Below are 14,946 nucleotides of genomic sequence, written 5' to 3'. Positions count from 1 at the left end.
CAGCTCCTACAGGGATCGGTGCAGGAGCTGCCGAAGGCTCGGGCCGCGATCGGACGATCTTTTGATCTTTTAACCAATCACCGGTGTTCTTGCCCAATCAATCTCCTGCGCTTGAACCGGCCGCCCAAACCAATACCCCTGCCCCAGATCACATTCCTGCTCCAGCAAAAACGCCGCCTGCTCAACCTGCTCGATACCCTCGGCATGCACCTGCATGCCCATGCTCCGGGCCAGCGCGATGATCACCCGCACGATCGCTGCGTCATCCTCGTCCCAAGGCAAGCCGGCAACAAAACCCTGATCGATTTTCAGCTTCTGCACCGGCAAGCGCTTGAGCCGCAAAAGCGATGAATACCCGGTACCAAAATCATCGATGGCCAGACGAATACCCAATTCACGCAAACGATGCATCTGCTCCAGCGCCACCTCCGGATCGTCCATTACCGCGCTTTCAGTGACTTCAAGCTCCAGATACGCCGGATCCAGCCCGGTGTCATGCAGGACCTGCGCGACCTGTTGATAAAGCTCACGCCGGGCGAACAAACGCGACGACACATTCACCGCGACAAATGACAGTACGATTCCAGCCTGTTGCCACTGGCACATCTGCCGACACGCCTGCTGCATCACCCACGCGTCGATTTCGGCAATCAGCCCGGTGCGCTCGGCAATCGGGATGAATTCCGCCGGCGACACCAGACCGCGCTGCGGATGCTGCCAACGCACCAAGGCTTCAACACCGATCAAGCGACTGGTCTTCAAGTCATGTACAGGCTGGTAGAACACCCGCAATTCCCGTTGCTCCAGCGCCCGGCGCAGTTCGAAAGCGATTTCCACCCGTTGCTGGGCGTGGGCGGTGAGTTCTTCGGTGTACAAGGCGTACCCGTTGCGCCCGCTGCTCTTGGCCTTGAACAACGCCGCGTCGGCATTGCGCAACAGTTGTTCGGCGCTCAACGCGTCACTGGGGAACAGGCTGATGCCGAGGCTGCCGTTGATGAACAACTGATTGCCATCAATGCTGAACGGCTCCTTCAGTGCATCGAGAATCCGTTGCGCCAGCGCTGCTGCCTGCACCGGCTGTGGACAACTTTCCGCCAGTACGGCGAACTCATCACCACCGAGACGCGCCAGCGTAATGCCGGGGCCGAACAGCGCCTGCAAGCGCGCTGCCACGGCCTTGAGCAAGCGATCGCCGATGTTATGGCCGAGGCTGTCGTTGATCATTTTGAAGTGATCGAGATCAAGCATCAGCAGTGCACAACCGCGCTTGTGGTTTTGCGCCGAGGCCAGTGCCTGTTCAGCGCGATCGCTGAACAGCAGCCGATTGGGCAGATCAGTCAGCGGATCGTGGTGCGCGAGGTGTTTGAGCTCATGCTCGGAATCCTTGATCGCACTAATGTCTGAAAACACCGCGACGTAATGGCTGCGCCGGCCCTGATCATCGTGAATGACCCGAATGGTCTGCCACTGTGGATAAATCTCGCCGCTTTTTCGGCGGTTCCAGATTTCGCCGCTCCATTCGCCCTGCGATTCCAGAGTGGCAAACATCGCCTGATAAAATCCCGGCGGATGATGGCCCGACTTGAACAGGCTCGGCTGCTGCCCGAGGACTTCTTCACGCTGATAACCGGTGATCTCGATGAACGCACGATTGACGTGCACGATCAGCCCCTGATGGTTGGTCACCAGCACCCCTTCGCGGGTGCAATCGAAGACCGCCGCCGCTTGACGCAGGCGTTCGCGGTCGGCGTGGCGTTCGCGCAAACGCGCACCTATTCCGAGAAACTCGCACAATCGCGCCCGCGCCAGGAAAATCAGCCCGGCGCTGAACGCCGCGAAGACGTAACCGTTGATCAGTTGCCATCGGGCAAGATCGACGGAGTTATCGAAGAAATTGTTTAATAAATGATCAGTGCCCTGCAGCCAGACAGCAGCAAGCACGAGATAAAGCAGCGCTGCACGCAAAGCATCGCGGTAAGTGGCAGGCATTCGACTGTCCATGTCCCTACAAAAAGGTTGGAATTATAGGTCAAGAAACATCCAGCGACTCTTATCTGAAAGGGCGACTGGTTTTATCTGTGTGCTTGGTGATAATGCAACGGCTGTTTTTATCTTTATCGAGGGCCCTATAGCCTATGTGGTACGAAGGTTTTCTTGGCTTGTCGGCCTGGTCTCTGGTCGCAGTCACCCTGCTGATGACCCACGTGACAATTGTCGCCGTCACGGTCTATCTGCACCGCTACTCGGCCCATCGCTCGCTGGAGCTGAATGCTGGCCTGAAGCACTTTTTCCGTTTCTGGTTGTGGCTGACCACGGCGCAGAACACCCGCGAGTGGACCGCCATCCACCGTAAACATCACGCCAAGTGTGAAACCGAAGACGACCCGCACAGCCCGGTCATCAAAGGCCTTTCCACCGTGCTGCGCACCGGCGCCGAGCTGTATCGCGCCGAAGCGCAAAACCCGGAAACCCTGCGCATCTACGGCAAGAACTGCCCCGAAGACTGGATCGAGCGCAACGTCTACAGCCGCTACCCGCTGTTGGGCGTGGCGATCATGGGCGTCATCGACCTGCTGCTGTTCGGCACCATCGGCATCACCATCTGGGCGATCCAGATGATGTGGATCCCGGTGTGGGCCGCCGGCGTGATCAACGGTCTGGGCCATGCGGTCGGCTATCGCAACTTCGAATGCCGCGACGCAGCCACCAATCTGGTGCCGTGGGGCATCCTGATCGGCGGCGAAGAACTGCATAACAACCATCACACCTACCCTAACTCGGCCAAGCTGTCGGTGAAGAAGTGGGAGTTCGACCTCGGTTGGGCGTGGATCAAAGTCTTCAGCTTCCTGCGTCTGGCCAAGGTTCAGCGCGTGGCGCCGATCGCCCACCGCGTCGAAGGCAAGGGCAATCTGGACATGGACACCGCCATGGCCATCCTCAACAACCGCTTCCAGATCATGGCCCAGTACCGCAAATTGGTGATCGGCCCGCTGGTCAAGCAAGAGCTGGCCAAGGTCGATCATTCGGTGCGCCACCAGTTCCACCGCGCCAAGCGTCTGCTGTCGCGGGAAACCAGCCTGCTGGAAGATCGTCATCACTTGCGCATCCAGACCATGCTCGAGCACAGCCAGGCGCTGAAGGTAATTTACGAGAAACGCTTGGCCCTGCAGCAGATCTGGGTCAAGACCAGCGCAAATGGCCACGACATGCTCGCCGCCATCAAAGAGTGGATTCACGAGGCCGAGGCCAGCGGTATCCAGTCCCTGCGTGAATTCGCCGACCAGTTGAAAACCTACTCGCTGCGCCCTGCAGCCGCCTGAGACCGTTGATCGGTGCACCCGGCTCCCGGGTGCACCCTTCGGAACTTCGCTAAAAATCGCCTATCTCAAAGACACTTCGCCATCCCGGCGGGCTGTACTGTGGCCGTTGTCGAATTGCGGCACGCCTTTGAGATCTGTGCCGATGGTCAATAACAATCAAAAAGACTCATCCTTACCGAAGTGGCCCGAGGCCGCACAAACGCTAATGGCGTTGATGCATGCCCAAGGCGAAGTCGCCCGTTTGAGCGAACGCGAACAGCTGTTCAGCTCCTTATTGGTCAGCGTCAACGCTGTGCTCTGGGCCTTCAACTGGGAAACCCGGCAGGTGCTGTATGTCAGCCCCGCCTATGAACGGATTTTCGGCCGCTCCGCCGGCCTCCTCCTCGCCGACTACAACCAATGGCGCGACAGCATCTACCCCGACGATCTGGAATACGCCGAACGCAGCCTCGCCGAAGTCCTGCACAGAGGCGCGGTGGAAGATCGCGAATACCGGATCATCGCCGCCGACGGTCAGGTGCGCTGGCTCAGCGACAAGTGCTTCATCAACCGTCAGGACGAGCCGGGGCAACCGGTGATCATCGTCGGCATCGCCGAAGACATCACCGACAAGAAGCAGATGGAAACCGAGTTGCACCGTCTGGCGACCACCGACGTGCTGACCCAAAGCAGCAATCGCCGGCACTTCTTCGAGTGCGCCAATCGCGAGTTCGAAGTAGCGAAGGTGCAGGGCGCACAAATGGCCTTTCTGCTGCTGGATATCGATGATTTCAAAATGATCAATGACACCTACGGCCACCCGGAGGGCGATAATGTTCTGCAGCGGATTGCCGAGTGCGGACGCGGCTCGTTGCGCCGGGGCGATCTGTTCGGGCGGATTGGCGGCGAAGAGTTTGCCGCAGTGTTTCCCGGTTGTGCGCCGGACATGGCCATGCAGGTGGCCGAGCGGCTGCAGCAGGAGATTCAGCGTTTGAGCTTCAGCCATGACGGCCAGACGTTCGGCATCACCGTGAGCCAGGGGCTGACCAGCCTTACCGGGGAAGACGAAAACCTCGACAGCCTGTTCGCCCGCGCGGATGCGGCGATGTATGAGGCCAAGCGACAGGGCAAGAACCGCATCATTTCTGCCTGACCCGTATCTCAGCTACACAGAGATCCATTGCGGGGTTTGCGTAAGTCAGGTTATTTGCGCATCCGCATCAACTCCGGCAGCCCGATCTTGAGCAACCGCGCCGTGCGGCTCTTCGCCAACTCCTCAACGCCCTCATGCTCGGTCAAGCGGGCCATCTGCGCCGCCATGTTCATCACCAGCGCCTCACGGGAATACACCCCGCCGCCGAGCTGGTACACCGACGCAATCAGCTCACGCAGCTCCAGCGGCAATCGCCAGCGGGTGCGCAACGCCGAACCATAAGCCGCGCCAAACTCCGCCAGCGCCTCGCCGACCTCCTCCCACTCATCCAGCGCACCGCCGGCCTGCTGCCACTCCTGCAGACAACGCAGCAACGCCAGATCACCCAGGCGATGGAGCATACCCGCGCAGTAACAGCGCTCCTGATCGAGATCGAGTAAGCGTGCCAAGGTGCGCGCGTATTCAGCGGTGTGCAGCGACAAGCCCCAGTAACGCTCGGCGTAGTCCGCCAGACAAGGATCGCTGAGCTTGGCGCTGCGCTTGAGTGCCAGCCCCAGAATCAGGTTCATGCTCTGCCCGGTGCCCAGGCGATGCAGGGCTTGAGCGAGCGTTTGAACCGGTGCACCGTGGTGCTGCGCCGCGCTGTTGGCCGCAGCGATCAGCACTGCAGTGATTTGTGGGTCGGTTTTGATCTCATCTTCCAACAGTTTCAGATCGAGGCCATTGGGATTGAGGCTGCGCTTTACCGCCACCTGCACATCGGTCATCAACGGCGCGCCGTCGGCCTGCTCGCGGCGGCGTTCAAGGAATATCGACAAGGTCATGCCCGGTGCCAATGCCGGCACCTCACAGAACACTTCTTCACCGGCATTCAGCAGTAAACCCTGCAAACGCTCGGTCAGGCTTTCCATGTTCAGTGGTTTGGTCAGGTAGGCCGTGGGCGCCAACGGAATCGCTTCGCGCACACTGGCGCTGTCGTTGCGGCTGCTCATCAGGATGAACGGCAACGGTGGGTTGCGTTTGCGCTGACGCACGCTGCGCAGCACGCTCAAGCCGTCGATGCCGGGCAACTCCCAATCGACGATCGCCAGGTCATACGGCACTTCACTGAGCAATGACAGGGCTTGCTGCCCGTCGGCGCACAAGTCTATCCGCGCATCGCAACGCACGTTCAGAAGCACTTGTTTGAGCAGGTCCCGGGACCACGGATCGGCCTCGGCAATCAGCACTCGGGGTACGGCGGGTAAATCAACGGCAGTCATGCGCGCTCTCCCTTGCAATGCCTGAACCTTAGCCAATGCTGGCCTTTCGATACAGCGCAAAAGCAATTGATATGTTCACGGGGCGAAAAAAAACCCGCCGAAGCGGGTTTTTTTGTCTATCCGATCACACAGTGCGCGGCTTACAGCTCCGAGAAGCACTCTTCGATGATCGCCAGACCTTTGTCCAGTTGCTCGTCCGGCGAAGTCAGCGGTACGAGGACGCGCAGAACGTTGCCGTAGGTGCCGCAGGACAGCAGGATCAGGCCCTTGTCGCGCGCCTTGGCCACCACCGACGCTACAGCAGCAGCGTTCGGCTTGTGGCTGTCGCCGTTTTCGAACAACTCGACCGCGATCATCGCGCCCAGCGCACGAACTTCGCCGATGACCGGGTACTTGGCCTGGATAGCTTTCAGGCCAGTGACCAGACGCTCGCCGACAGCCTTGCAGCGGTCCAGCAGTTGCTCTTCTTCGAACACTTCCATTACGGCCAGGGCCGCGGCGCAAGCGATCGGGCTACCAGCGTAGGTGCCGCCCAGGCCGCCTGGCGCGATGGCGTCCATGTATTCGGCCTTGCCGCAAACACCGGCCAGCGGGAAGCCGCCAGCGATGGATTTGGCGAACGTGGTCAGGTCGGCAGCAACACCCATCTGTTCCATGGCGAAGAACGTACCGGTACGGCCAGCGCCGGTTTGTACTTCGTCAGCGATCAGCAGGATGCCGTGCTGGTCGCACAAGGCGCGCAGGCGCTTCATGAATTCTTTCGGCGCGACGTAGAAACCACCTTCACCCTGAACAGGTTCGATGATGATCGCGGCGATGTCTTTCGGCTCAGCGTCGTTCTTGAAGATGCGCTCGATGGAAGCGATCGAGTCGTCGATGCTCACGCCGTGCAGTTCGTTCGGGTACAGCGCGCGGAAGATACCGCCTGGCATCAGGCCCATGCCGGCCGAGTACGGCACGACTTTACCGGTCAGGCCCAGGGTCATCATGGTGCGACCGTGGTAAGCGCCGGTGAAAGCGATCACGCCAGCGCGGCCAGTGGCGGCACGGGCGATTTTTACGGCGTTTTCCACGGCTTCGGAACCGGTGGTGACCAGCAGGGTTTTCTTGGCGAAATCACCTGGCACCTTGGCGTTGATTTTTTCGCACAGCTCAACGTACGGCTCGTAAGCCAGTACCTGGAAGCAAGTGTGAGTCAGCTTGTTCAGCTGTTCGGTCACGGCGGCGATGATTTTCGGGTGCACGTGGCCGGTGTTCAGTACAGCGATGCCGCCAGCGAAGTCGATGAACTCACGACCTTCAACGTCAGTCACGGTAGCGTTCTTCGCGGACTCAGCGAAGATCGGGTGAATCTGGCCAACACCACGTGGAACAGCTGCGGTACGACGGGCCATCAGTTCAGCGTTAGTCTTGCTCATTACAGTCCTCATTCGCCGCTCATCGGGCGGCGTGGTTCAAGGATTAAGCGGGAGAAATCGACGGTGGCAGCATGCGATGATCGACTGCCACGGCGTTCCTGGCCGCAGAGAAAATTCCGGTTTGAAACGACGCAAAGGGACAGCGCTCTCGTGCCCTTTGCGTTTGCAGCGATCCTTGTCCGAGGTTAGATGCCCAGGCAGAGGTATTTGATTTCCAGGTAATCTTCGATGCCGTACTTGGAGCCTTCACGGCCCAGGCCCGAGGCCTTGATGCCGCCGAACGGCGCGACTTCGTTGGAGATCAGCCCGGTGTTGACGCCGACCATGCCGTATTCCAGCGCTTCAGCGACGCGGAACACACGACCGAGGTCGCGAGCATAGAAGTACGAAGCCAGACCGAACTCGGTGTCATTGGACATCGCGATCACTTCGGCTTCATCTTTGAAGCGGAACAGCGGCGCCAGCGGACCGAAGGTTTCTTCCTTGGCTACGGCGGCGTTTTTCGGCACGTTGGTGAGGATGGTCGGCTCGAAGAAGTTGCCTTCCATCGCCTTGCCGCCAGCCAGCACGGTGGCACCTTTGGCCACGGCATCAGCGATGTGCTCTTGCACCTTGGCCACGGCTTTTTCGTCGATCAGTGGGCCAGTGGTGGTGCCGTCTTCCAGACCGTTGCCGATCTTCAGTTTCGCCACAGCCACTTTCAGCTTCTCGGCGAACGCGTCGTAGACCGAATCCTGGATGTACAGACGGTTGGCGCAGACGCAGGTCTGGCCGTTGTTGCGGTACTTGGAAATGATCGCGCCTTCGACGGCCTTATCCAGGTCCGCGTCGTCGAACACGATGAACGGCGCGTTGCCGCCCAGTTCCAGCGAGACTTTCTTGATGTCCTTGGCACATTCCGACATCAGTTGACGACCGATTTCGGTCGAACCGGTGAAGGACAGCTTGCGCACGATCGGGTTGCTGGTCAGCTCGCTGCCGATGTCGCCGGCGCTGCCCGACACCACGCTGAACACGCCCGCAGGAATGCCCGCGCGCTGAGCCAGTTCGGCCAGGGCGAATGCGGAGAATGGAGTTTGCGAAGCAGGCTTGAGCACCATGGTGCAACCGGCAGCCAACGCTGGACCGGCCTTGCGGGTGATCATCGCCGCCGGGAAGTTCCACGGAGTGATCGCGGCGGTCACGCCGATTGGCTGCTTGATCACGATCAGGCGCTTGTCTGGCTGGTGGCCCGGAATCACGTCACCGTAGATGCGTTTGGCTTCCTCGGCGAACCACTCGATGAACGAGGCGGCGTAAACGATTTCGCCCTTGGCTTCGGCCAGCGGCTTGCCCTGTTCGAGGGTCATCAGGCGCGCGAGGTCGTCCTGATTCTCGATCATCAGCTCGAACCAGCGACGCAGCTTGCCGGCACGCTCTTTGGCGGTCAGGGCACGCCAGGCCGGCAGCGCCTTGTCAGCGGCTTCGATGGCACGGCGGGTTTCGGCAGCGCCCATTTTTGGCACGGTACCGAGGATTTCACCGGTGGCCGGGTTGTTGACCTTGATCGTCTGACCGTTGTCCGCATCGACCCAAGCGCCATCAATGAAGGCTTGCTGGCGGAACAACAGGGTGTCTTTAAGCTGCATGTCGGCTTTCCTTAACAGCACCGCGGCCTGCGCGGAGCAAATTATGATTGTAGAAAGGCGCCTCGCAAGGCTGCCGTCAGGGAAATCAGTGACCGGGTGTGGCGCATCGACAGTGCACGATTCGAAACACCGGCGCTTCAACGCCCGGTCAACGAGCGTTTGAAATCTCAAACGGATCGTAGGATCAAAGGGGTTAAAGGACAATAGGTCGTTCGAAAAAAAGAACAAAAACGCCGCGTTTGTGGAATTTTTCAGATCAACGAGCCAAAAGCCCTCGCGGCAACAGAACCATAGATCAGTCCCGTGAAAGCGCCAAGCGAGGGTTTTGCAGGACGTTACCGCTTTATGGAATGCAGCGATTTGCGCCGACACGCGCACTGACAATCCGTGCCAAAACCCAGCATGGACGCCCCGAGCCGACCTAGGTATGATGTCGCCCGCTGCACCAGTAGCTCAGCTGGATAGAGTACTGCCCTCCGAAGGCAGGGGTCGTGGGTTCGAATCCCGCCTGGTGCGCCATTGATTTAAACGAGAAAGCCCCGGACTGTGATGGTCCGGGGCTTTTTTGTGAGCGATGCAAAAGGGCTGGAACGACGTCACTCCGTCGTCCAGTCAAACTCATCGTAATCATCGTCGTCTTCCTCCTCAACCTCCTCAAAAACGTCATCTTCATCAACGACATCTTCTTGCGACTGGTTAAGCAGAAATTCCTTACGCGCTTCAGTAATCGCGCGCCGCATCTCTTCACCCTTGTCCGGGCAGTTGAGGAGTTGGGCGATGCGGTCAATTTTTGCTGCCACGTTGTCCTCCAGCGCATTGGCAATAGCCCGATAGTGCGCGTTTTTGCGGGGTAATGCCAAATGGCTGGAGGCTCAGGCGGTCATTTTTTCTGCAACTGTTCGAGTCGGGCGTCGAGATCGGCGTTCGGGTAGCGTTTGTGCAGGTTGTTGAACAGGCTGTCGGCGGCTTGTGACTGGCCGGCTTCGCGCAGGCGCAGGACTTCGCGCAGTTGTGCGTCGAGGCCATTGGCCGGGGCGGTGGCGCGTTTGCTGAGTTTGGTTTCATCGGCGCTGATCGCTTGATCTTGCATCGGCGCGGCCATTTCCATCATCGGCACAGGTGCCGGCATGGCGCCGGCCGGGGCGGACAATCGGTGCAACTGCGCTGAGTCCGTTTCGGTCATGGGTACAGCAAGTTTGGGGGCTGGGGCGAAGTCGAATTGCGCTTGCGGCTCGGGGGCGCGCTGGACCAGTGACAACATCAGGGCGACGCCAACAAGACTGGCGAATGCGACTTGCCAACGTGGTTTGCGGCAGACATCCAGCCAGCGTTGCCACACGGTTGGTTTCGGCGCCGGGGTTTGACGATGCGCAGCGTTGAGGATCAACGCATCAATGTGCGCTGGCGGTTCGGCATTGTGCTGTTCGCGTACATGCTTGATCAGCGGATCTTCGGGTGTCTGGCGGGCGTCAGTCATGTCAGTACCTCCTCGGCCAGCAGCCGACGCAGTTTTTGCTGGGCGTAGCGCAAACGGCTTTTAACGGTTTCCAGCGGTGCTTCGGTGAGGCTGGCGATTTGTGCCAGGTCGAGGTCGCCGTGGGCGCGCAGCAGGAACACTTCGCGCTGGTCGGCGGGCAGGGTTTGCAGGGCGCTGTCCAGGCGTTGGCTGTCGCGGCTGAGAGTGAACAGTTGTTCGGGATCATTCGCCTCATCGCTGACCGCGTGATTTTGCTCGTCATAGCTGTCGTGCAGCGGTTGTCGGGCGCCTTGTTTACGCCAGTGATCGATCAGGCGATTGCGGGCGATCTGGAATAGCCATGTACGAAATGTCGCCCGGCCTTGCGGCTGACTGGTGCTGCGGATCAGGCTCAGCCAGGTCTCCTGAAATACTTCGTCGGCCAGTTCCGGTTTGCCGCTCAACCCGAGCAGAAACCGGTACAGGCCTTGGCGATGGCGCGCGTACAAAATCTCGAAAGCGGCGCCGTCGCCCTCGCGATAACGCGCCAGCAGCGATTCATCGCTGCTGGCGGTTGAGCTGTCTGCCGAGGCAAACAGCTGGCTGATGAAGCCTTTCAGACGACTCACTTATTCAATCCGTCGTTCAGTGGCCAGCGCGTTCGAAGCGCTCGATGTGCGCAGACTTTGCGCCAATTCGACCAGTTGCACGAACTCGTTGCGCAGACCGAAGCGATCATCGCCGCGAGCGCCACGGGCCAATGCCTCGGTGTCCTTCAGGCTGAAGTCGCCGGTATAACGGCCGTCCTTGAGTTGCTGGGAGAACGCGGCCACGGCGGCGGCAAAACGCAGATCCTCGCTGGCAGTTGCAACCTGATTGGCGATGGGCCGTTCGATCAGCAGACTTTTCCCACCTTCGGCACGCTGATAACGCACACGCAGCATTGCTAATTCTCCGCTCTTTGCCGAAACAACAGCGTCGGATTTGCCGTAACGCAGCGGCTCCAGCCAGCCCTGCTCGCCCGCCGGAACAATTTCGTACAGCGCGGTCACCGTGTGTCCTGCGCCGATTTCGCCGGCATCGACTTTGTCATTGCTGAAATCCTCACGCTTCAACGCACGGTTTTCGTAGCCGAGCAGTCGATATTCACTGACCTGTGCCGGGTTGAATTCCACCTGCAGTTTGACGTTTTGCGCCACCACGGCGAGGGTCGAACTCAACTGATCCACCAGCACTTTGCGCGCCTCGCGCAGATTATCAATGTAGGCGTAGTTACCGTCGCCGGCGTCGGCCAGTTGTTCCATCAAGTGCTCATTGTAGTTATCCACACCAAAACCCAGGGTCGTCAGCGAAATTCCGCTTTGGCGTTTATCCACAGCCATTTGCTTGAGGCTGTCGAAGTCGCTGACGCCGACATTGAAGTCGCCATCGGTGGCCAAGAGGATGCGGTTGATGCCTTTGGGGATGAAAGCTTGCTGTGCCATTTGGTAGGCCAATTCGATACCGGAAGCACCAGCGGTCGAACCGCCGGCAGTCAATTGTTCAATGGCTGTACGAATTTTCGCTTTCTCCCGTCCGGAAGTAGGCTCCAGCACCACTCTCGATTCGCCGGCATACACCACCAAAGACACGCGATCTTGATCGCGCAACTGATCGACCAACAATTTCAGCGTGCTTTTGACCATCGGCAGGCCTTCGCGGCGATCCATCGAGCCGGACACGTCGACCAGAAATACCAGATTGGCCGGGGCCAGTTCCGCCACGGCTCGGTCGGAGGCCTTGATGCCGATGCGCAGCAAGCGGGTGTGCGGGTTCCACGGTGAAGCGGCCAGTTCGGTGGTCACGCCGAAGGGCGAGCCATCACTGGGCAGCGCGTAGTCGTAGGGGAAGTAATTGACCAGTTCCTCCAGCCTCACCGCGCCTTCCGGCGGCAGTCGGCCCTGATTGAGCAAGCGGCGGACGTTGGCATAAGCGCCCGTATCGACGTCGGCACTGAAAGTCGAAACCGGCGTCTCGGCGACGCTGTGGATCGGGTTATCAGCCAACGTCTGATACTGCTCGCGCTGCTCGTCGCGATGGCTCTGTGGATAACTTTCACTCAACGGCATCGGCGCGCTGCCCGCATTGGGCATCCTGTACAGCGCGCGTTTGGCCATTGAGCTGTCAGCCATCACGGCTTCCTGTTGAACCAGAACTTCAGGCTGCGCCGGCGCTGGCACAGCAGCGTTATCGGGCGTGGACGAAGCACCGCAACCGGCGAGTACCAGCAGCACAGCAACCGCAACAGGACGCAAAAAAGGAAGAGACATGGGGGCTGACCTCGGGATGAAATTGAGCATTCATCCACTGAGACGGGCAGCCCTTTCAGTTCGGGTTAAACGCCGCTAAAAATATTTTCAGCGGTGATAACGCCGCACCGCACTGCTGTTACGCAGCACATGGCCTTTGATTTTTTCCATCAGTTCGGCGCGAGTCAAACCGGCCGGCAAGGCGTCCGGGGCCAGATCCAGCGCGTAGATCTGGATAATGTAATGGTGCGCGCTGTCGCCCACTGGCGGGCACGGCCCCATGTAATGGGTGTTGCCCTTGCTGTTGGTGCCGCCGACACCTTCGAACGCGGATTTGGCGCCGACACCCGCTGCAATCTGGTGCGTGGTGGCTTTGATGCCGTAATGAATCCAGTGATCGACGCCCAGGCCTTTCTGGCCGTCCGGATCGTGCATGACGATCGCGTAACTCTGGGTGCCGGCAGGTCCTGCGTTCCAGCTCAGCGCCGGCGACTGGTTCTTGCCGCCGCAACCGGGCGCATCGCTGGCCGCTGCCGAGGTGAACAGGCGGTTATCGGAAACACCCGGGATGTTCAGGGTGAAACGCTCCTGGGCCTGCGCCGGAAACTGCACGCAAAGGGTGACAGCAAGGGCCGCCAGCCAGGGGTTGAGAGAGGTCAATCGGGTCATTCCGGGAGCACCTTGTGCAGTGGGGCCGTCGTCGGCTTGCAAACTATAGCTGTACCGTTCGTGCCGTGGCAGTGGCAAATGGCTGAACCTCGCACTACGACGCAAACTCACAAGAGAAATGCCTGCGAGGAAGTCGAACATGTCCCTGCACCGCGTCGCCCGTTTCGCCGATGTCCCTGAAGACCGTGGCCTGCAAGTTGAAATCGGCGACTGCAAGATTGTGCTGTTGCGCGCGAACGGCCTGTTACGTGCGTTTCAGGGCGAATGCCCACATGCCAGCGCGCCGCTGGCTGACGGAGCGTTGTGTCACGGACGCCTGATCTGCCCGTGGCACAAGGCTGCGTTTCGGGCGGAGGATGGCGCGTTATGCGAGCCACCGGCCCTCGACAGCCTCAAGCGATATCCACTGGAGCTGCGTGGCGAAGAGGTTTGGGTCGACGATCAACCGTTGCCCGACCCGCATACGCCTCCGGTGGATGATTCGCGTACGTTTGTGATTGTCGGCGCCGGCGCAGCAGGTACGGCATGCGCGGCGGCGTTGCGGGAGAAGGGTTTCGGTGGCCGTATCGTGATGATCGATCGCGAGCCGGAGGCGGGTTACGACCGTACGGTGCTGAGCAAATTTGTCCTCGCCGGGGACATGCCCCCGCGAGAAATACCGCCGTTGCGTGAAGATGACTTCTATAAAGACCAGCGCATTGAACGCCAACGAGGTGAAATCAGCTCAATCAATGCCTCGGCCAAATCCCTTCACCTCGAAGACGGCCAGTCGCTGCGTTACGACGCGGCGGTGCTCGCCACTGGCGGCGAGCCCAATCCGCTGGATTTACCCGGCGCAGATCTTCCACAGGTATTCGTGCTGCGCTCAAAAGCTCAGGCAGAACGGATCATGAACACTGCCAGACCGGAACAACGTGCAGTGATCATCGGCGACAGCTTCATCGCCCTCGAATGCGCCTCGGCCCTGCGCCAATACGGTCTCGACGTCACGGTGCTGGCTCGGCACGCAATTCCTTTCGCTGCCCAGTTCGGTGAGGCTGTGGGCAAGGCGATCCGCGCGCTGCACGAACAGAACGGCGTGAAATTCATTACCGAGCACGCAGCCACCGAAATCATCGGCGATGGCAAAGTCGAGACAGTATTGCTGGACAATGGCCTGCGTCTTTCGGCGGATCTGGTGCTGGCCGGGGTCGGCGTGCATCCGGCCACCGAAGCTTTTGCGTCACTGCCGAGGGAAAAAGATCAGTCATTGCGCGTCGATGACGGCATGCGTGTCACCGAAGGCCTGTGGGCGATCGGCGACATCGCCACCTTCCCGCTCCACGGCCAGCCGCAACGCATCGAGCACTGGCGCCTGGCTCAGCAACACGCACGAATCGCCGCTGCCAACATGCTCGGTGGCGACGAACATTACCTCAACGTGCCGTTCTTCTGGACCTGGCACTTCGGCAAGAATTACGACTACCTCGGCCACGCCGAACATTGGGATGAAGTGCAGTTTCTTGGCGAGCCCGAACAACCGCCGTTCATTGGCCTGTTCGGTAGAAACGGTGTTCTGGTCGCCGCTGTGGCTTGCGAGAAGGAACGGGCGATGGCGCTGCTGGCCGAGCGCATGAAGCAACCTCTGCCAATGGAGGAAGCCTGGACACTGATCCGCGATTAGCGGCCGATTGATCGTTCCCACGCTCCTGCGTGGGAATGCAGCCCGTGACGCTCCGCGTCACTGGACGCGGAGCGTCCCAAGAGGCATTCCCACGCAGAGCGTGGGAACGA

The 14,946-nt window shown here is 59.9% G+C and carries 12 protein-coding genes and 1 tRNA gene; 4 read left to right on the top strand and 9 right to left on the bottom strand.

Features of this window, described 5'->3' with window-relative positions; translation table 11 throughout:
- Window positions 1–69: 69 nt before the first annotated feature.
- Window positions 70–1,989 carry a phosphodiesterase DibA gene (gene dibA, locus PMI23_RS05225; RefSeq protein WP_007917683.1) on the bottom strand — a complete coding sequence of 640 codons (1,920 nt, stop codon included), beginning with the start codon at window positions 1,987–1,989 and terminating at the stop codon, window positions 70–72.
- Between the two features lie 146 nt (window positions 1,990–2,135).
- Here dibA and desA point away from each other — a divergent pair, with 146 nt between their 5' ends.
- A complete protein-coding gene (gene desA, locus PMI23_RS05220) occupies window positions 2,136–3,320 on the top strand; it encodes a delta-9 fatty acid desaturase DesA (RefSeq protein ID WP_007917684.1) in 1,185 nt (394 codons plus the stop codon).
- 142 nt (window positions 3,321–3,462) lie between these two features.
- A complete protein-coding gene (locus tag PMI23_RS05215; RefSeq protein WP_007917685.1) occupies window positions 3,463–4,452 on the top strand; it encodes a GGDEF domain-containing protein in 990 nt (329 codons plus the stop codon).
- Window positions 4,453–4,502: 50 nt separating this feature from the next.
- Here PMI23_RS05215 and PMI23_RS05210 read toward each other — a convergent pair whose 3' ends face one another.
- The 3 genes from PMI23_RS05210 to gabD all read right to left on the bottom strand — a co-directional run bounded on the left by PMI23_RS05210 (window position 4,503) and on the right by gabD (window position 8,760).
- Window positions 4,503–5,714 (bottom strand): response regulator, encoded by a 1,212-nt coding sequence (locus PMI23_RS05210; RefSeq protein WP_007917686.1) that lies wholly within the window; start codon window positions 5,712–5,714, stop codon window positions 4,503–4,505.
- A 140-nt stretch (window positions 5,715–5,854) separates the two neighbouring features.
- Entirely contained in the window at window positions 5,855–7,132 is a 1,278-nt protein-coding gene (gabT, locus tag PMI23_RS05205; protein ID WP_007917687.1) for a 4-aminobutyrate--2-oxoglutarate transaminase, read from the bottom strand.
- Between the two features lie 185 nt (window positions 7,133–7,317).
- On the bottom strand, window positions 7,318–8,760 hold the full coding sequence (gene gabD, locus PMI23_RS05200; RefSeq protein ID WP_007917688.1) for an NADP-dependent succinate-semialdehyde dehydrogenase: 1,443 nt from the start codon (window positions 8,758–8,760) through the stop codon (window positions 7,318–7,320).
- A gap of 442 nt (window positions 8,761–9,202) precedes the next feature.
- Here gabD and PMI23_RS05195 point away from each other — a divergent pair.
- Window positions 9,203–9,279: transfer RNA gene (locus tag PMI23_RS05195), tRNA-Arg, on the top strand.
- Between the two features lie 77 nt (window positions 9,280–9,356).
- On the opposite strand, the gene PMI23_RS05190 is transcribed toward PMI23_RS05195, so the two are convergent.
- The 5 genes from PMI23_RS05190 to PMI23_RS05170 all read right to left on the bottom strand — a co-directional run bounded on the left by PMI23_RS05190 (window position 9,357) and on the right by PMI23_RS05170 (window position 13,173).
- On the bottom strand, window positions 9,357–9,620 hold the full coding sequence (locus PMI23_RS05190) for a hypothetical protein (protein WP_238539514.1): 264 nt from the start codon (window positions 9,618–9,620) through the stop codon (window positions 9,357–9,359).
- A 20-nt stretch (window positions 9,621–9,640) separates the two neighbouring features.
- The gene (locus PMI23_RS05185; protein ID WP_007917690.1) at window positions 9,641–10,237 is read right to left on the bottom strand and encodes a hypothetical protein; all 597 of its coding nucleotides are present in this window, start codon (window positions 10,235–10,237) and stop codon (window positions 9,641–9,643) included.
- Window positions 10,234–10,815: an RNA polymerase sigma factor gene (locus PMI23_RS05180; protein ID WP_045121595.1), complete on the bottom strand. Its 582-nt coding sequence runs from the start codon at window positions 10,813–10,815 to the stop codon at window positions 10,234–10,236. The genes PMI23_RS05185 and PMI23_RS05180 overlap by 4 nt, the downstream gene beginning before the upstream one ends.
- 30 nt (window positions 10,816–10,845) lie before the next feature.
- Window positions 10,846–12,525 carry a vWA domain-containing protein gene (locus tag PMI23_RS05175; RefSeq protein ID WP_007917692.1) on the bottom strand — a complete coding sequence of 560 codons (1,680 nt, stop codon included), beginning with the start codon at window positions 12,523–12,525 and terminating at the stop codon, window positions 10,846–10,848.
- Between the two features lie 87 nt (window positions 12,526–12,612).
- The gene (locus PMI23_RS05170; RefSeq protein WP_007917693.1) at window positions 12,613–13,173 is read right to left on the bottom strand and encodes a YbhB/YbcL family Raf kinase inhibitor-like protein; all 561 of its coding nucleotides are present in this window, start codon (window positions 13,171–13,173) and stop codon (window positions 12,613–12,615) included.
- A gap of 139 nt (window positions 13,174–13,312) precedes the next feature.
- Between PMI23_RS05170 and PMI23_RS05165 the strand changes: the two genes are divergently transcribed.
- Window positions 13,313–14,836, top strand: a complete 1,524-nt coding sequence (locus tag PMI23_RS05165) for an apoptosis inducing factor family protein (RefSeq protein ID WP_007917694.1) — start codon at window positions 13,313–13,315, stop codon at window positions 14,834–14,836.
- Window positions 14,837–14,946 lie beyond the last annotated feature (110 nt).

Origin of the sequence: Pseudomonas sp. GM24, assembly GCF_000282235.1 — a bacterium.
Lineage (GTDB): Bacteria > Pseudomonadota > Gammaproteobacteria > Pseudomonadales > Pseudomonadaceae > Aquipseudomonas.
The sequence above is the reverse complement of the archived record's forward strand: the minus strand, read 5'-3'. Positions and strand labels throughout refer to the sequence as shown.